At 67.5% G+C, this 16,721-nt stretch carries 15 protein-coding genes and 1 pseudogene; 9 read left to right on the plus strand and 7 right to left on the minus strand.

Annotated elements, in window-relative coordinates; genetic code table 11:
• Positions 1–8 precede the first annotated feature (8 nt).
• Complete coding sequence (locus tag QFZ53_RS10590) at positions 9–1,895, minus strand: chorismate-binding protein (protein WP_307296137.1); 1,887 nt, start codon at positions 1,893–1,895, stop codon at positions 9–11.
• Between the two features lie 222 nt (positions 1,896–2,117).
• Here QFZ53_RS10590 and ispG point away from each other — a divergent pair, with 222 nt between their 5' ends.
• The 4 genes from ispG to QFZ53_RS10610 are packed head-to-tail and all read left to right on the plus strand — an operon-like array spanning position 2,118 to position 5,152.
• Complete coding sequence (gene ispG / locus QFZ53_RS10595) at positions 2,118–3,269, plus strand: flavodoxin-dependent (E)-4-hydroxy-3-methylbut-2-enyl-diphosphate synthase (RefSeq protein ID WP_307296140.1); 1,152 nt, start codon at positions 2,118–2,120, stop codon at positions 3,267–3,269.
• Entirely contained in the window at positions 3,266–3,874 is a 609-nt protein-coding gene (locus QFZ53_RS10600) for an SIMPL domain-containing protein (protein ID WP_292905733.1), read from the plus strand. The genes ispG and QFZ53_RS10600 overlap by 4 nt, the downstream gene beginning before the upstream one ends.
• 28 nt (positions 3,875–3,902) lie before the next feature.
• The gene (locus QFZ53_RS10605; protein ID WP_307296145.1) at positions 3,903–4,235 is read left to right on the plus strand and encodes a nuclear transport factor 2 family protein; all 333 of its coding nucleotides are present in this window, start codon (positions 3,903–3,905) and stop codon (positions 4,233–4,235) included.
• A gap of 50 nt (positions 4,236–4,285) precedes the next feature.
• On the plus strand, positions 4,286–5,152 hold the full coding sequence (locus tag QFZ53_RS10610; RefSeq protein WP_307296147.1) for a hypothetical protein: 867 nt from the start codon (positions 4,286–4,288) through the stop codon (positions 5,150–5,152).
• A 6-nt stretch (positions 5,153–5,158) separates the two neighbouring features.
• On the opposite strand, the gene QFZ53_RS10615 is transcribed toward QFZ53_RS10610, so the two are convergent.
• Genes QFZ53_RS10615 through QFZ53_RS10625 form a run of 3 tightly spaced genes read right to left on the minus strand, consistent with a single transcriptional unit; the run spans position 5,159 to position 7,912 of the window.
• Positions 5,159–5,623, minus strand: a complete 465-nt coding sequence (locus tag QFZ53_RS10615) for an NUDIX domain-containing protein (RefSeq protein WP_307296149.1) — start codon at positions 5,621–5,623, stop codon at positions 5,159–5,161.
• 25 nt (positions 5,624–5,648) lie between these two features.
• Positions 5,649–6,500, minus strand: a complete 852-nt coding sequence (locus QFZ53_RS10620; protein WP_307296151.1) for a phosphotransferase — start codon at positions 6,498–6,500, stop codon at positions 5,649–5,651.
• Positions 6,497–7,912: an RNB domain-containing ribonuclease gene (locus QFZ53_RS10625; protein WP_307296154.1), complete on the minus strand. Its 1,416-nt coding sequence runs from the start codon at positions 7,910–7,912 to the stop codon at positions 6,497–6,499. Before QFZ53_RS10625 ends, QFZ53_RS10620 begins: the two co-directional genes overlap by 4 nt.
• A gap of 96 nt (positions 7,913–8,008) precedes the next feature.
• On the opposite strand from QFZ53_RS10625, the gene QFZ53_RS10630 reads away from it, so the two are divergent.
• Positions 8,009–8,887 (plus strand): hypothetical protein, encoded by an 879-nt coding sequence (locus tag QFZ53_RS10630; RefSeq protein WP_307296156.1) that lies wholly within the window; start codon positions 8,009–8,011, stop codon positions 8,885–8,887.
• Positions 8,888–8,981: 94 nt separating this feature from the next.
• On the opposite strand, the gene QFZ53_RS10635 is transcribed toward QFZ53_RS10630, so the two are convergent.
• Positions 8,982–10,433 carry an HNH endonuclease signature motif containing protein gene (locus tag QFZ53_RS10635; RefSeq protein ID WP_307296159.1) on the minus strand — a complete coding sequence of 484 codons (1,452 nt, stop codon included), beginning with the start codon at positions 10,431–10,433 and terminating at the stop codon, positions 8,982–8,984.
• Positions 10,434–10,655: 222 nt separating this feature from the next.
• On the opposite strand from QFZ53_RS10635, the gene QFZ53_RS10640 reads away from it, so the two are divergent.
• Entirely contained in the window at positions 10,656–11,426 is a 771-nt protein-coding gene (locus tag QFZ53_RS10640; protein WP_307296163.1) for an isocitrate lyase/PEP mutase family protein, read from the plus strand.
• A gap of 41 nt (positions 11,427–11,467) precedes the next feature.
• Positions 11,468–13,225, plus strand: coding sequence for a proline--tRNA ligase (locus tag QFZ53_RS10645; RefSeq protein WP_307296165.1), 1,758 nt, complete (start codon positions 11,468–11,470; stop codon positions 13,223–13,225).
• 48 nt (positions 13,226–13,273) lie between these two features.
• On the opposite strand, the gene QFZ53_RS10650 is transcribed toward QFZ53_RS10645, so the two are convergent.
• Together QFZ53_RS10650 and QFZ53_RS10655 are read right to left on the minus strand one after the other, a co-directional pair.
• Positions 13,274–13,945: a TetR/AcrR family transcriptional regulator gene (locus QFZ53_RS10650; protein ID WP_307296168.1), complete on the minus strand. Its 672-nt coding sequence runs from the start codon at positions 13,943–13,945 to the stop codon at positions 13,274–13,276.
• A complete protein-coding gene (locus tag QFZ53_RS10655) occupies positions 13,908–15,371 on the minus strand; it encodes an APC family permease (RefSeq protein WP_307296170.1) in 1,464 nt (487 codons plus the stop codon). Before QFZ53_RS10655 ends, QFZ53_RS10650 begins: the two co-directional genes overlap by 38 nt.
• Positions 15,372–15,529: 158 nt before the next feature.
• Here QFZ53_RS10655 and QFZ53_RS10660 point away from each other — a divergent pair.
• Together QFZ53_RS10660 and QFZ53_RS10665 are read left to right on the plus strand one after the other, a co-directional pair.
• A pseudogene (locus QFZ53_RS10660) lies at positions 15,530–15,691 on the plus strand (hypothetical protein); the annotation flags it as partial.
• A 103-nt stretch (positions 15,692–15,794) separates the two neighbouring features.
• Positions 15,795–16,679, plus strand: coding sequence for a P1 family peptidase (locus tag QFZ53_RS10665; protein WP_307299388.1), 885 nt, complete (start codon positions 15,795–15,797; stop codon positions 16,677–16,679).
• Positions 16,680–16,721: the final 42 nt, after the last annotated feature.

The raw sequence follows: 16,721 nt of genomic DNA on the forward strand, positions 1-16,721 counted from the left end.
GCCCGAGCTCAGGTGAGTGCGTGGGCGGTGAGCCGTTCGAGGGTGCGGATGCCGTCGCGCGACAGTATCGACTCGAGGTGGCCCTGTATCGAGGCGAAGCGGTCGCCGCGGAGCGAATACACGTCGCCGGTGGCCGCGTCCGCCGAGACCTCCGCGGCGCCGACGGCGGTCGTGCCAGGGGCCACTCGCGCGGTGAATGTGTTGTAGAACCCGATCGACGCGTCCTCGCCGAACACGGGAACCGCTTTCTGCAATCCCTGGTGCGGGGTGTCGAGTGGAGCGAGCTCGAGGCCGAGACGGTCAGCGAGGATCTGGTGGCTGAGGCACACGGCGAGGAGGGGAGCGCGGCCGTCGAGCCGGCGCGCGACGACGTCCCGCATCCGTGCGATCCTGGTGTTCTCCTCGTCGCGGGGATCGCCGGGGCCGGGGCCGGCGACCACGAGATCGGCGGCGTCGATCGCAGCATCCGTCACGTCGCTCCACGCCGAGATCGTGACTTCGAGACCGAGATGGCGCAGCTGATGCGCGAGCATCGTCGTGAACCGGTCTTCGGCATCGACGACGAGGGCGGAGCGGCCTGTGAACGGACCCGTGAAGTCCTCGCCCTGCGGGTTGAGCCAGAAATCGGCCAGCCGGGCGTTACGCGAGTCGAGAAGCGCCGCGACCGTCTCGTCAGCAGCGAGCGACTGCGGTGGTGCTGTCGGAGCGTCGGCATCGCTGCGTGCATCGGCGTCATGATCACGGTCGACGGCTCCGATGGCACCCAGCACGCCGGCCGCCTTACCGTGCGTCTCGCTGACCTCGCCGTAGGGATCGGAGTGCCGCACGAGGGTCGCGCCGACCGGGACGCTCAGTGCGCCGTCTCGCAGGTACACGGTGCGGATGAGGATCGGGGCGTCGAGGTCGTGCCCGCCCTCGTCGTTCGGGCTGAACAGAGCGGCGACGCCGGAGTAGTACCCGCGAGGCTTCCGCTCATGTCGACGGATCACGGCGCAGGCGTTCTGCATGGGCGAACCCGTGACGGTCGGGGCGAACATGGTCTCGCGCAGGATGTCGCGTGGATCGAGTCGGCTGCGACCGCGCAGCATGTACTCGGTGTGCGTGAGCCGCGACATCTCCTTGAGATGCGGACCCGTGATGCGACCGCCGTCCGAGCACACGGCGCTCATCATCTTCAGCTCCTCGTCGACGACCATGAAGAGCTCCTCGGTCTCCTTCGTCGAGGAGAGGAACTCGACCAGCGTCTCCTTGGTCGCACCCCCGGCGGGGTGACGGAATGTGCCCGAGATCGGGTTCATCGTGACGACGCCTTCGCGGGCCACGACGTGCGCCTCGGGGCTCGCGCCCACCGCGATGTGCCCGGGGGTGAAGACGGCGAAGGTCCAGTACGCGCCGCGCTCATGGGTGAGCAGAGCCCGGAACCAGGTGAGCGCGGCTGTCCGGTCGTCGACGTCGATGTTCGCCGTGAAATCGCGCCGGATGACGAAGTTGGCTCCCTCGCCACGACCGATCTCGTCGGCGATCACGCGTTCCACGATCGCGGCGTACTCATCGTCGGCGATGTCGAATCCGGCGTCGCGCAGGGGTACGGCATCCGCCGGCAGCACATCGAGAAGCGCCGTCGTCGGAAGATGCAGGTGCTCGTCGATGACGATGCAGCGCAAAGGGGCGCCGTCGTCCTGGGCGACGAAGCCGCGCTCGCGCACTTGGCGGTATGGCACGAGGGCGAAGACCTCGTGAGGCGTGCCGCCTGCAGAAAGCGGAATGTCGGCGAGCAGATCGACGTCGACGACGTCTCCGGAGAGCAGTTCGACGGTGTCGGCGCCGTCGCGCGCGATCAGTACGAAGGATGCCCCAGGGTCGGCGCTGAGCTCGGCGAGGCGTGAGAGGGTCATCGATGTCTCCTGTGCGGGGAAGAGGCGCGGCTCAAACGAAAAAACCGCCCCGGAAGGCGGTCTGGATTCGTGGGAACGCGAACACACCGCCTAAGAGGCGGGCCACCAGGTGCGGTTCGCGGACATGTGGTGAAAACTATCACACCGCAAGGGCCCGCCCCCTGCTCGTGACGTGCTGCTGTCATCCAGCCCGCGTGCATCCAGGCGGCGTAGGCTTGAGGCGTGCCAGCAGTGAACCTTGGGATGCCGAAGATCCCCGAAGTCCTCGCCCCTCGTCGCAAGTCCCGTCAGATCAAGGTGGGCAAGGTGCTCGTCGGGGGAGACGCTCCCGTGAGCGTGCAGTCGATGACAACGACGAAGACGACGGACATCAACGGCACCCTCCAGCAGATCGCCGAGCTCACGGCATCGGGGTGCGAGATCGTGCGCGTGGCGGTACCGCATCAGGACGATGCGGACGCGCTCAAGATCATCGCGATGAAGAGCCAGATCCCCGTGATCGCCGATATCCACTTCCAGCCGCGGTACATCTACACGGCGATTGATGCCGGATGCGGCGCGGTACGCGTGAACCCCGGCAACATCCGCGAGTTCGACGGCAACGTCGGCAAGATCGCAGAGGCAGCGAAGGCGGCGGGCGTCTCACTCCGCATCGGTGTGAACGCGGGTTCCCTGGACAAGAGGATCCTGCAGAAGTACGGCAAGGCCACGGCTGAGGCGCTCGTCGAGAGCGCCGTGTGGGAAGCCTCCCTGTTCGAGGAGCACGACTTCCACGACTTCAAGATCTCGGTCAAGCACAACGACCCGATCGTCATGGTCAAGGCGTATCGCCAGCTCGCCGAGCGGGGCGACTGGCCCCTGCACCTCGGCGTCACCGAGGCCGGCCCCGCGTTCCAGGGCACGATCAAGAGCGCCACGGCTTTCGGCATTCTGCTGGGCGAGGGAATCGGCGACACCATCCGCGTCTCGCTCTCGGCTCCGCCCGTTGAAGAGGTCAAGGTTGGCCACCAGATCCTGCAGTCTCTGAACCTTCGCGAGCGCAAGCTCGAAATCGTGTCGTGCCCGTCGTGCGGTCGCGCGCAGGTCGACGTGTACACGCTCGCGGAAGACGTCACCGAGGGTCTCAAGGACATGACCGTCCCGCTGCGGGTCGCGGTGATGGGTTGCGTCGTGAACGGACCCGGCGAGGCGCGCGAAGCCGACCTCGGCGTGGCATCGGGCAACGGCAAGGGCCAGATCTTCGTCAAGGGCGAGGTGATCAAGACGGTACCGGAGGCCGACATCGTCGCCACTTTGATCGAAGAGGCGAATCGCATCGCCGCAGAGCTCGGGCCGGATGCTCCACTCGGCACTGCACAGGTCATCACTGCATGACGACGATCACGGTCGACGGACTCGGCGAGCGTCACATCGTCGCAGAGCGGGCGACTCTGACCGCCAGGGTGGCGATCGCGCACGCGAAGCGCGACCGGTCGATGGAACTCGGAGCCGCCGTGCACGCGCAGATCGCACAGCGCGCGGCAGCCCTGCGAGGTACCGGCGCCGCCACGTGGCATTCGATCGATGTGCTGACGACGAACGTCCGCGTCTGGACCGACAAGGACGGCAACAAGCATCAGGATCACGTCACGAGCGGGACCGTCCGCATCAAGCTCGCGCGACTCGATCTCGTCGCCGAGGTCGTCGCGGACCTGAGCGCGATCGGCGCCACGATATCGACCGACTGGGCACTCACCGATGCGACGCGGTCGCGGACGACTCGCGAGCTGCGTATCGTCGCGGTTCAGGATGCTCGGGCGAAGGCAGACGATTTCGCCTCCGCTCTCAGCACATCCGTGAGCAGGATTGTCACACTGCGTGAGACGGGCGGTCACGGCATGCCGGCCGCCCGCGGTGCGGCCGGAGGCGCACGGGACGAGCTGACGATTCCCGAGATCACGGTGCGCGTCGCCGTGGTCGGTGAGTTCGAGACGGCCTGAGCGCCGCCAAGATGATGAGGAGACGATGATGTCCGCACCCGTACTTCCCACGCCCGTCCAGGCCATGGTCGATGCCATCAACACGGCCGACACCGAGGCGTTCGTCGCGGCGTTCACTCCCAACGGTTTCGTGACCGACTGGGGCACGGTCAAATCAGGTCCCGACGGAGTCCGCTCCTGGGCCGTCAGCGACGCCATCGGCGCCGGTGCGCGGATGACCGTGCTGTCCTCCGAGACGGACGGCGACACGACGCACGTGCGATTCGGCTGGTCGAGCCGCGTCTTCAACGGCGAGTCCGACGGCATCTTCGTCGTCGAAGGCGACAAGGTCGCAAGCTTCACCATCCCGCCTGCGCACTGAGCGCGGTCATCTGTTCGCCGACACCCGTTCGTGTTCTGTCTAGGAGCTGCATGCCTTCGTCCACTCTCGTGACCTTCGCTGCCGGTGCCCTCGAGGGCAGCGGCAGCGTCCTCCATGTCGTCCCTGGCGACGGGGCAAGCGTGATCGTCGTCGACGCGACACCGTTCCACCCCGTCGATCACACCTGGCCCGATCAGCCCGGTGACGCAGGAACGATCTCGAGCGACGACGCGAGCGTGGAGATCACGGAAGCCGTGATGGCCGCGATCAGCGACGAGGGAGAGTTCTCCGTCGGTGCCGACATCCCCGTAAAACGCGGAGCCGAGGGGTGGACATGGCTCGTCGGACATCGTCTGGCCGGTGATGCACCCGAATGGCTCGTTCCCGGCCTCTCAGTCGGCCTGTCGGTCGATGCCGCCCGCCGCGCGGCTCTCAGCCGTGGACACACTGCGTGTCACCTCGCGTCGCTGGCCCTTGACCTCGCACTCGCGGACCTGTGGCGCAAGGATCCTGGGGTGGACGCTCTCGGCAACCCCGATTTCGAGGGACGTGCCAACCAGACCAGCCGCATCCACGAAGACGGATCGGTCGACGAGTACCGGCTCGGCAAGAGTCTGCGCCGGGCGGGGTTCGACACGGAGACCTTCGCAGCCACGCTCTCCGAGCGAGAGGCATCCGTCAACGCGCAGCTCGCCGTCTGGGTTGCTTCGGGTGCGATCAGCAGCATCGTCACCGATGGGCCGACGATCGTGGACCGCCGCACCTGGGTGTGTGAACTGCCCGATGGCAAAGCCGAGATCCTGTGCGGCGGCACCCATGTGTCGTCTCTGACGGAGTTCGCATCCATCTCCATCATGCTCGACCTGAGCGACCCTCAGCTGCTGGTGATGACCACGACAGCGGTGCCTGCGGCCTGAGGCGCGTCAGCGCTCGGTTCGGTCTGCATCGTCCAGAATGCGGTCGATCCAGACCTCGCGCGGGAGAGTCGCGATCTCGTCTCTTGTGAACCAACGGGCTTCGGACAGCTCGTCATCCGTGAACGTGAACCGGGATCCGCGCGGAACCGCACAGAGAAATGCGATGGTGATGTAGCTCACCCGATCGCCGTTCGGATAGGCGAAGACGAAGTCCTCCCCGCCGTAGGCGCCGACGATCGAGCCGACCTGCGGTGCAAGCCCGATCTCCTCGAGGACTTCCCGGGCGACCGCGTCGGCCGGCTCCTCTCCGGGTTCGATCGCGCCACCGATCGTGCCCCAGACACTCGCCCCTCGGTGCTTGGCGAGAAGGTAGCGATGACCGTCACGGATCACCGCTGTCACTGCGGGGAGCAGCAGAAGGTCGTGCCCGACGTGAGCGCGAAGCCCTGTGACATACGGCGAGACGGTCATGCTGCCGAGCCTATGTCGCACGACCTCAGATGGATCGCAGCGCCTCGCGCAGCATCCGATGGCCCTGGGCTTCGAAGTCGAGGTCGCCGATCTGGAAGGCATAGGCGGCGGTCCCGACCGCTTCGCGAAGCTGTTCGATCGGCCAGAGCAGATCTTCGCGAGGGTCGGATCCATACCCTTCGGCGAATGCGTCTGCGAGATCTGCCCGGTCGCGCCACTGCTGAGCGGCCAGACGGCAGAGGTCGGTGGACGCAGGGCGATAGGCGAAGCGTCCGAAGTCGATGACGCGCAACCCGCCCCGATCGACGAGCCAGTTCCTCGGCTGCCAGTCCCCATGCGTCGGGACCACTCGCACTGCGCCTCCATGCCTCTCTGCGAGGAGCCTGCGCACGGCGTTCTCGACCGCCCGTTCGATGCGGTGCGGGCCGTCGAGCCAGGCGAGTGTGCGGTCGGTGACCCGGCGCTCGTAGTCGGGGTCGAGGCGCCCTGCTCCGGCGTGGAACAGCGCGAGAGCCGCGCCGGCCTGCCGGTGGATGTCGGGATCGAACTCGAATGCCGATCCCGCCGCGAGCACGCCGGGCAGGTGGTCGAGGACGATGACGCGCGCATCCCGGTCGGCGTGCCGCAGAGGGGCAGCGAGACCGCGGTCGATCAGGGGTGAAGTGGCTCCTTCGTGCGCGTCGATCTCACGACCCAGATGATGGTTGCCGGGGCCGCCGGCTTTGACGATGAGATCGGCGCCCCGGGCACGCACATGCAGCACGGTGGAGTCGACGATGCCCCACGACAGGTCGTCGATGAGCTCTGGCTCGAGAAGCCATCCACGGACGAGTTCTGCCTGCCCGGCGGTGAGCAGGTCGCGATCCCACCGGGTCACGGGACGAGCTCGATCTTCCCCTCGGCGATGTCCACGCTCCGGACCGAGAGACGGACGACGCTGCCTGCGGCCGTGCCGGCCGGGACGGGAGCGGATGCCGTCACCGCCGGCTCGGCGATCTGCACCGTGGCCCGGTCGTCGCGCACCGCGATCACGGTGGCGTCGATGGTCGTGCCGACGAAGGGGGTGAGGAGCGCCGCCTCGACGCAGTTGATCGTCGCCGAGTCCAGTTTCGATGCACGCTGTGCGGACTCCTGCATCAGCGCAGGCAGCTCGTTCAGCGATTCGCGGACCCAGTCGGGGATCTCTTCTCCGCGGGAGATCGCGAGGCAGATCGTCAGAGACCACCGGTCGACCAGCCGACGCAGGGGAGCGGTCGTGTGCGCGTAGGGTGCGCCGATCGCGGCCTGCATCGCGTCGGCCGGCGCTGTGCCGTCGAAGACGACATAGCCGGCTCCGCGGAACAGGGATGCCGCGGCTTCGAGGATCGGAAGTGTGAGCGGGTCCGCGCGGTCGAGCTCGCGCAGGTAATCGCCGTATCGACCGGTCGTCCACGGACGTCCGAGCGCGGCGGTCTGATGGCGGAAGGCGTCGAATGACTTCTCATCGGGCTGCGGCATCGTGCGCAGCACGCCGATCTTCGCGTCGAGCATGAGCGAGGCGGCGGCCATGCCGGTCATCAACGACAGCTGCGCGTTCCAGTCCTCGACCGGGAGCGGCTGGCGTCGCTCGATCGCGTATGCGCCGTCGGGCGCGCGAACGACCTCCTCGTCGGGCAGATTCAGGCTGGCCCCTCCTCGCGACTTCTCCTGTTCGATCCGCAGTGCTCCGATCACGGGGAGCAGCGTCACGGCACCGTCGTCGCCACGATCGAGGGACTCCTGAGCGCTCACGTAGTCCAGCTGCTCGCGCGAGCGGATCAGTGCGCGTTCCAGGCGAAAGGCGGTCACCGCGCCGGCGGAGTCGAGCGAGAACGTCCAGACGAACGCCGGCCGGTCGACGCCCGGCAGCAGCGACGCGCGGTCCTCGCTCAGGACGGTCGGGTGCAGCGGAATCGTCCCGTCAGCGGCGTACAGCGTCTGACCGCGTCGGCGCGCCTCGGCATCCACTGCTCCGCCGGGAGCGACGAATGATGGCACATCTGCGATCGCGTAGCGAACGGTGTAACCGTCACCGTCTCGTTCGAGGTGGAATGCCTGATCGAGGTCTCGCGAGCCTTCAGGATCGAGAGTGGCGAAGGCGATGTCGCGCAGGTCGAGTTCGGGCTGGCTCGCCGTGGCCTGCTCGGCTTCGGCCAGCACAGCGGTGGGGAACTCGACGGGGGCGTCCAGGTTCACGCGCAAGCCGGAGAGGGCTGCGGCCAGCTCGGTCTGCGCGGCGGACGGGGCGACATGGGATCGACGCTGGGGCATGCCCCCACCCTAAGCCGATCCGCATGACGGGCCGACGTCCCGGGCGGCGGACACCGCGATCCCGAAGCAGTACGCGGTCGCAGTAGGCTTCGGGTCATGTCCGCCGGAGAAGGCAGCGCAGCGAAGTCGTACACGCGCGCCCGCAGGCAGGCGATCGTCACAGGGCTCGTCGGTCTGATCGGGATGAGCATCGGCACGCTGATCGTGACTGGGCTGATGGGTGGCTTCTCGCTGGCCTCGCTGGTGCCGCAGCCGGAGGTGTTGATCTGGGCCGCGGTGGTGGTGCTTCTTCTGCCGTACGTGGGCAGAAGCGATGCACGGCTCGCTTTGGCGGCCGTCGCTGCGGCGCTTCTGATCGCCGCGGCGACGGCGGTCGTGCAGATCGGTGGACCGGCCGGCGGCGTAGTGCTCTTCGTCGCGGGCTGGAAGGCTTTGACGCTGGGCTGTGCAGCTGTGCTGGGCTCGATCGCCGGAGTGATTCATGTGCGTCGTCCCGCAAAGGAATTGCTGGTACCGGCGGCCGGGCGACAGGGAGTTGCAGATTCGACGGCGACGGGCGGTGGGACCGACCCAGCGGATGATGGCGGAAGACGGCGGCGAGAGCAGCGAGTCGCGCCTGCGATTCTGTTCTGCCTCGTGGTGGGGGTCGCTCTCTTCTTCGCATTGCCGGTGGGCTGGTTCGGTGTGTACTTCTCGATCTGGGATGTCGCGGAGCCGCCGACGACGGAAGAGGTCGCGCGCTACGAGTGGACGGCCGGGCTGGCTATCACCGCGCTGGCGCTGGCCATGGCACTGGCGATCGTGCGCCGACGGGGGGGGCTCATCATCACGTCCGCGGTCGTGCTCGTCTGCACGTTCATCGCGGCGTTCGTCTTCCAAGTGCCCGAAGGCCGCTTCATTCCAGACCCGGCACCGGTCGTCCATGACGATCATCCCGTCTGCTACGGAACGACGGGCGATTGCCCCGGGGGCTGAACGTCCCCAGGCTGCAGGCGTTCACCGGGGTCTTTTCGTCATAGCCGCCGGGCCGCTCGGATCGCGCACCCCACCTGCGACGGGCGCGTGGTCATCAGAAGGGCGGGGTGCTGTCGTCTGCGACGACCGTGTTCGGGGGTGGTGGGTGGTCGAGGTAGACCCGTCCTGTGGGGCTGGTCCAGGCGAAGGTCCCTTCGTGGAGTTGTTCGACGGTCCAGGGGGTCTGGTGTTTGGCGACGTGGTGGCGGCGGCAGAGGTTTCCGAGGTTGTCGGCCCGGGTCGGGCCGCCGGTCGCGGCATCCTTCGTGTGGTCGATGTCGCATTCTCGGGCGGGATGTCCGCAGCCGGGGAATCGGCAGCGTTGGTCTCTGGCGAGCAGCCATCGTTTCAGGTCGGCAGAGGGTCGGTACCGGTCTACCGCGGTCACGGCGCCGGTGGCCGGGTGGGTTAACACCCGATCCCATCCGGATGCGGCTGCGGCCAGGCGGCGGGCGGTGGCCGCGTCGATCGTCGTGCGGCCGTTCAGTTCCGCGGGAGTCGCGCCGGTACCGGAGAGGGTAGCGGCGGGGACGGTGATGGTGACCGTCCCGCGGATGTCGGCGAGCAGCCCATCGGGGTCGTGCCCGGCCGGAGTGCCGGAGAGGAGCAGGTCGAGGGCGAGGTCGCATCGGACTTCGTCCAGACAGCGGGTGTCGCCGGCTGGACGGTCCGGGTCGGTGAGGAGGGTGAGGCCGAGGGCGGTGAGCCGGTCGTGCGCCCCGTGGATGAGCGTGGCGGGGCCGAATATGCCCAGCATCGCCATCCCGTCGGGGCGGTCCGATGCCCAGACCCGCCGACGCTGTCGGGCGTCACGGTGGCGGGCGTCGAGAGGACGCGGCTGGAAGCGCTCGGCGACCCGCCGGCCCATCCGGGAGACCCTGTTCGGGGAGGTGGTCTCCGCGAATCGGATCATCTGTTCCGCGTAGGCAGCACGCGACCCCTGGTCATCTAGGTACGCGCCCGCGTCTATGATCGCCCGGGTGTGGGCGGCGCTGATCCGTCCCGCGCCCTGCGCCCGCCACACCTGAGGGAACTCCGACACGACCGCGGCCGCCTCGCCCATCCGGTGTTGCACGGTCCGGTCGCTGACCCGAAGCGCGGCTGCGAGCTCTGCCGCGACCGCTCGCCCCGCCAGCTCCACTGCCTCCGCTGCGGTTGACCCCGGCAGGGACGAGTCTTTCGCCGAAGCGCCCGTGGCGGAAGCGGCCGTGGTCGAGGCGTCCGTGGCCGAGGTATCCATGGCCGAGGCGGAACCTGCGACGGCGGAGGAAGCGGCGGACATGTTAGTCGACGATGCGCCGGTGCTGTGCACGCCGGTCGCGTCGCCCGCGCAGATGGCGGCGACTGCATCCTCTCCGATCTCCACCGCGAGCCGAGACCCCAACGCCAGTAGACCGTCCTTGACCGCGAGGAGCTGGCTGATCGTCCGGTCGACATCGACGAGCATCCCGGTGACCGCGCCCAACGCGCCCACCTGCTCCTCGCTCATCTCGACCAGAACCTTCATACCCTCATCATGCTCGGGGCCACCGACATTCATCGCCCAGATCAGAGTCCAAAACGCACCCGAAGATCACGGGGTCGCAACCAACCGAAACCCACCCGTTTCATCTCGCTGTGCTCGCTCAACGACCAACACGGGATCTACCCCGTTTCGATCACTGCGCCGCTCGACGACCAAGACAGAAACTCACGCCTGGTCCCCGCAGAAGTGACTAGCGTGGAGGGCATGACCACCGCAGCCAAAGCTCAGACCCTCATCGACCTCTACGACGCCCCCGAGATCCTTCGGGTCGTCAACGTGTGGGACGTCGTCGGCGCCCGCGCCGTCGCAGCGCTGCCCGAGACCAAGGCGATCGCGACCGCCGGGCACGGCATCGCGGCGTCCTTCGGCTACGACGACGGGAGCACACCTCGCGACGTCATGATCGATATGGTCGGGCGGATCGCAGCAGCGGTCCGGGTTCCCGTCACAGCCGATCTGGATGACGGCTACGGCGACGCGGGGGAGACCACCCGCCTCGCGATCGCAGCCGGAGTCGTCGGCGCGAACGTCGAAGACCGGCTGAAGCCGCTCGCCGAATCCGTCGCAGCGGTCGAGGCGATCATCAAGGCTGCAGAGGCTGAAGGCGTGCCCTTCGCGCTCAACGCGCGCACCGATGCCTTCGTCCGCGGGGGCGGCCGTCCCGTCGAGGAGAGCGTCGCCGACGCGATCCAGCGCGGACGGGCGTTCCTCGACGCGGGCGCCACCGCCGTCTTCGTTCCGGGAATCCTCGATGCGAACATCACCCGGCAGCTCGTGGAGGGCATCGGCGAGCGCAAGGTGAGCGTTATCGGTCTTCCTGGCGCCCTCACGGCCGCAGCGTACGAGGCCCTCGGTGTGGCTCGCATCTCGTACGGCCCTCTTCCTCAGCGCGTCGCGCTGACCGCCCTGCAGGAGCTCGCCTCCGACCTGTACGGCACAGGTGCGATTCCGGCCGGCCTCCCCGCCCTGAACTGACGACGAGAAATCGAGTGACCACGGGCAACTAGAATCGTCCCGTGGTCACTCGTCTTTCGAACTTCTTCCTCCGCACGCTCCGCGAAGACCCGGCAGGCGCCGAGGTCGCCAGCCACAGGCTGCTGATCCGCGCCGGTTACATCCGACCGCAGGCGGCAGGCATCTTCGCCTGGCTGCCGCTGGGGCTGCGCGTGAAGGCGAAGATCGAGACCGTCATCCGTGAAGAGATGGCGGCGGCAGGTGCGCAGGAGGTGCACTTCCCGGCCCTCATGCCGCGCGAGGCATACGAGGCGACGGGGCGCTGGGACGAGTACGGCGATCTGCTCTTCCGTCTGCAGGACCGCAAGGGCGGCGACTACCTTCTCGCGCCCACGCACGAAGAGGCCTTCACGATGCTCGTGAAGGACCTGTACTCCTCGTACAAGGACCTGCCCCTGACGATCTATCAGATCCAGGACAAGTACCGCGATGAGGCGCGTCCTCGTGCAGGTCTGCTCCGCGGACGCGAATTCACGATGAAGGACGCGTACTCGTTCGACGCGTCGGATGCAGGGCTCGACGCCAGCTATCAGGCGCAGCGCGATGCCTACGAGCGCATCTTCCAGCGGCTCGGCCTGGAGTACGCGATCGTGCAGGCGGATGCCGGCGCGATGGGCGGTTCGCGCAGCGAGGAGTTCCTGCACCCCACGCCGGTCGGCGAAGACACTTTCGTGCGCAGCGCGGGCGGATACGCCGCCAACGTCGAGGCTTTCACGACCGCGGTGCCTGCAGCGATCCCGTTCGACGCCGACGCGGCACCCGTGATCTTCGACTCGCCGAACACACCCACGATCGACACCCTGGTCGCGCACTGCAACGCGAACCTCGACGGCGACTACACCGCGGCGGACACGTTGAAGAACGTCGTTCTCGCCCTGACGCACCTCGACGGCACGCGCGAACTCGTGATCGTCGGCATCCCCGGTGACCGCGACGTCGACGAGAAGCGCGCAGAGGTGGCATTTGCGCCCGCAGAGGTGGAGACCGCGACTGCGGACGACTTCGAGAAGAATCCGTTGCTGGTCAAGGGCTACATCGGTCCCTGGTCGCCGACCGGAGCCGTGCTCGGCGAAGAGTCCGCCACCGGCATCCGGTACCTGGTCGACCCGCGTGTGAGCGAGGGCACGAGCTGGATCACCGGTGCGAACATGGATCAGAAGCACGCCCACTCGGTCGTCGCGGGTCGCGACTTCGTCGCCGACGGCATCATCGAGATCGCGAATGTCCGCGAGGGCGATCCTGCTCCGGACGGCTCCGGTCCGGTCGAGCTCGCCCGCGGCATGGAGATCGGCCACGTCTTCCAGCTCGGACGAAAGTACGCCGAGGCCCTGGGACTCAAAGTCCTCGACGAGAACGGCAAGCTCGTCACCGTCACGATGGGGTCGTACGGCATCGGCGTCACGCGCATCCTCGCGATCATCGCAGAGCTGAACAACGACGATAAAGGGCTCATCTGGCCGGCCTCGGTCGCCCCGTTCGATGTGCAGGTCGTCGCGGCCGGCCGCGATCAAGTCGCCTTCGACGTCGCCTCGGACATCTCCGCCCAGCTCGAAGCGGCCGGACTCGACGTGCTCTACGACGACCGCCCCAAGGTCTCGCCCGGGGTCAAGTTCGGCGACGCCGAGCTCGTGGGTGTGCCGAAGATCGTCATCGTCGGGCGTGGTGCCGCCGACGGCCAGGTCGAGCTGTGGGATCGAGCCACCGGCGAACGTGACGCGCTCTCGTCCGCCGAGGCGATCGCCCGCCTGACCGTCCGCTGAGTCGCGAGGAGCCGCACCGCCCGGAGAGGGCGGTGCGGCTCTCGTGCATCATGGCGAAGCCTGGAGGTCCAGCTCGCAGGCCAGTGCGGTCCGCGCATAGGACAGGATGTTGGCCCGATATGTGGCCGCGCCGTGCTCCAGACCGATCAGAGGGTAGAGGTCGTAGGCGTCTTCGAGGGCGACGATGTTGCGCGCGATCATCGTCAGGTCTGCCGTCGGGCGGAAGACGCCGATGGCCGCCCCGATCTCGATCGTCGAACGGAAGAGTGCGACCTGCCGCTCCACGATTGATCGGTGCAGCGGACGATATTCGGGCTGTTCGCGCAAGAGCGGGATGCTCTCGTAAGCCATCCGGAGGTGATCGCTGATCTCATCGGGAACGCCCGCGACGATGAGCGCGACCAGCCGCTTCGCGGGGTCGGGCTCGGATTCCGCGATCATCCGACGCTTCTCGTACATCTCCTCGAGCACGCCCTCGACCGTCGCGTACATCAGATCGTCGAACGTCGGGAAGTAGTACAGGACGCTCCCGGTGCTCACAGAGGCCTCGGCCGCGACCGCTCTGACGTTCGTGCGTGTGAGGCCGCTGCGCCCGGCCACCCTTCTGGTCGCCGAGATCAGTTCGGCACGTCGTGCTGCGCGCCCTCTCTGCTCGACCACGTAGCCCTCCCGGTGCCCGGCCTCACTCGTCGTCCAGAACGAGCGTGGTGAGTTCAGCATAGTGCGGGGGATTGCGCCGCTTGAGCACCAGCCCGGCCACGATGCCGGCGGCGAACAGCACTGGGGTGGGCGCCAGGAGCGCGAAGTTCACTGGCCCTGTGAGGCCCGTGACGAGGTCGAAGTTCATGGCGATCAGCACCCAGCCGATGATGAGTCCGACGCCGCCGAGCGCGGGCGCGAAGATCACTCGCCACCAGCTGTGTCCTCGCCGGTCGCGCAGGAAGAACCCGACGACCGCGACCGCTGTCACCGCCTGGGCGAAGACGAGGCCCGCTACGCCCACGGAGTACACGGGCAGTGCGAATCCGAGGAAGGGATCGGAACCCGTGATCAGGGTCGCAGCGATGGTGGCGAGTGAGATCAGTGACATGACGAGGCTCGCATGATGGGGTGCCTGCGAGTCCGGCTGCGTCTGAGCGAGCCACGACGGAAGCAGACGCTCACGGCCGACCGAGAACAGGTAGCGGGAGCTGGCGTTGTGGAAGGCGAGCAGGCAGGCGAAGAAACTCGTCACGATGAGTACGCGCATAGCGATCGAAGCCCAGATGCCCAGGTACTGGTCGCCTGCGTGGAAAACCATGTCCTGGAAATCGTCCTGCAGCGCCAGGGTGACCACTCCGTCGATGCCGAAAGCGACGGTGAGCACCCAGAAGGTGAATGCGTAGAACACTGCCAGGAATGCGATCGCGATGTATGTCGCGGCCGGCACGGTTCGACGCGGATCCTTCGCCTCCTCCGCGTAGATCGCCGTGCTCTCAAAACCCAGATAGGCGCCGAAGCCGAACACGAACAGCGCGCCGCTTCCCGCTGCGAGGAACACATTCTCAGGGGCGAACGACGCGAAGGAGGTCGGCTCCGGTCCGCCCTGTATCAGCACGGCGATCGCGAGGACGAGCAGGATGGCGACCTCGGCGGTGAGCAGCACGGCGAGCACCTTCGCACCGACGTCGATCTTGCGATAGCCCAGAACGCCGACGATCACCAGGGCCACGACGGCGTACACAGTCCAGGGCAGCTCGACACCGAACAAGGCGGCGAAGGTCATCTCGCCGAAGAATCCGACGAAGCCGTAGAAGCAGATGCAGAGCGCCGCGTACGAGAAGATCGTGACGAACACGATGCCGATGCCGACGGGCTTCCCCAGACCGCGCGCACCGTATACGTAGAAGGCTCCGGTGTTCCGCACGTAGCGGGACATCGCCGTGAATCCGAAGGCGAACAGGATCAGCACGACACCGCAGGCGAGCATCGCGCCGGGCCCGCCGATCCCCGCCAAGCGGAAGCCGGTGGACGCGGCACTCGCCACCACTGTCAGTGGCGCGGCCGCGGAGACCACGAAGAAGACGATCGCCCACACGCCGAGTCTGCGTTGAGCGAGCGTGGTGGAGGTCGTCACGGCGGACGAAGAGGGGTTCTGCTGAGACATCTGCGGGCTCCGCGATCTCGAGAGAGGTGAGAGGCTGCCCCTGCGGTCAACCTGAACAGTGAGTCAAAAGCACGCGACCTCCAAAGTCAAGCAATTTCTAGAAACAAGGGCTAGAGTCTGAACGTCTGTTCATGTTCAAAGGAGCCCCCATGTCCGTGATGTCCGGACCAAATGACTCGCTTCCGGTGCGAGCGCGCTCGCTCGGCATCCGCTTCGATGGTCGACCGGGTCCGTTCAACGCCATCACTGATGTACCCCGGCTGGCAGTCGGATTCCAGACGCTGGTGAGCGGGGAAGGGGCCGGTGCCGTTCGCACCGGGGTGACCGCGATACTTCCGCGAGGACGCGAGGGGATCGGCCGGCCCTGCGCGGCTGCCGTGCATTGCGTTCAATGGCAACGGGGAGCTCACGGGGCGCGCCTGGATCGACGAATCCGGATCGCTCTCGATGCCGATCGGAATCACCAGCTCGCACTCGGTCGGCGCCGTGCACACCGGGATCGATCGATGGATGGCGGACGCCGCCCCGCATGTCGCCGCACAGTGGATGCTGCCGGTGGTGGGGGAGACCTGGGACGGCTATCTGAACGACATCAATGGCCGGCACGTCGCCCCTGACGATGCGGTCGCAGCGCTCGATGCGGCTGCGAACGGTCCGGTCGCGGAGGGGAACGTCGGCGGCGGCACCGGTATGAACTGCTACGGGTTCAAGGGTGGCACCGGCACCGCTTCGCGCGTCATCGCGCACGGTGATGACGAGTACACGGTCGGGGTGCTCATCCAAGCGAACTTCGGATCCCGCGCCGAGCTCCGGCTCGGGGGTGCAGACATCGGGGCGCGCTCGACCACCCCGAATCCGATCGAGGAGGAGGGCTGGTTCCACCGTGAGCGTGAGCGTCTCTGCGCGCCCGGAGGGGCGGGCTCGGCCATCGTCGTGATCGCGACAGACGCGCCGATGCTACCCGGTCAGTGTGCCGCGCTCGCCAGACGAGGCACCGTCGGTCTCGGGCGCAGCGGCACGGTCGGCGGGCACTTCTCCGGTGACATCATGCTCGCCTTCTCGACCGCGAACGAGGGGGCGTTGACCTCGTCGTTCCCGGCATCCGCCGAAGCGGAATACGAGACTCTTCGCTTCATCCCGTGGGGTCGGATCGATCCGTTCCTCACGGCGGTGGTGGAGGCTGTCGACGAGGCAGTGTGGAATGCGCTCGTCGCCGCGCGTGACATGGTCGGTCGCGACGGGCACGTCAGCCACGCACTGCCTCATGCGCAGATCAGGGCGGTCGTAGAGGAGGTCGGCGCCCGCTGACGCGGACGGCGTTGCGTCGTCTGTCGCGCACGGAGCATGACA

The organism is Microbacterium natoriense, assembly GCF_030816295.1.
Lineage (GTDB): Bacteria > Actinomycetota > Actinomycetes > Actinomycetales > Microbacteriaceae > Microbacterium > Microbacterium natoriense_A.

Excerpts from the sequence above, each read along its gene's own strand:
- QFZ53_RS10590 (WP_307296137.1), bottom strand. The coding sequence starts at position 1,895 with ATGACCCTCTCACGCCTCGCCGAGCTCAGCGCCGACCCTGGGGCATCC.
- QFZ53_RS10600 (WP_292905733.1), top strand. The coding sequence starts at position 3,266 with ATGACGACGATCACGGTCGACGGACTCGGCGAGCGTCACATCGTCGCA.
- QFZ53_RS10605 (WP_307296145.1), top strand. The coding sequence starts at position 3,903 with ATGTCCGCACCCGTACTTCCCACGCCCGTCCAGGCCATGGTCGATGCC.
- QFZ53_RS10610 (WP_307296147.1), top strand. The coding sequence starts at position 4,286 with ATGCCTTCGTCCACTCTCGTGACCTTCGCTGCCGGTGCCCTCGAGGGC.
- QFZ53_RS10615 (WP_307296149.1), bottom strand. The coding sequence starts at position 5,623 with ATGACCGTCTCGCCGTATGTCACAGGGCTTCGCGCTCACGTCGGGCAC.
- QFZ53_RS10625 (WP_307296154.1), bottom strand. The coding sequence starts at position 7,912 with ATGCCCCAGCGTCGATCCCATGTCGCCCCGTCCGCCGCGCAGACCGAG.
- QFZ53_RS10630 (WP_307296156.1), top strand. The coding sequence starts at position 8,009 with ATGTCCGCCGGAGAAGGCAGCGCAGCGAAGTCGTACACGCGCGCCCGC.
- QFZ53_RS10635 (WP_307296159.1), bottom strand. The coding sequence starts at position 10,433 with ATGAAGGTTCTGGTCGAGATGAGCGAGGAGCAGGTGGGCGCGTTGGGC.
- QFZ53_RS10640 (WP_307296163.1), top strand. The coding sequence starts at position 10,656 with ATGACCACCGCAGCCAAAGCTCAGACCCTCATCGACCTCTACGACGCC.
- QFZ53_RS10650 (WP_307296168.1), bottom strand. The coding sequence starts at position 13,945 with ATGCTGAACTCACCACGCTCGTTCTGGACGACGAGTGAGGCCGGGCAC.
- QFZ53_RS10655 (WP_307296170.1), bottom strand. The coding sequence starts at position 15,371 with ATGTCTCAGCAGAACCCCTCTTCGTCCGCCGTGACGACCTCCACCACG.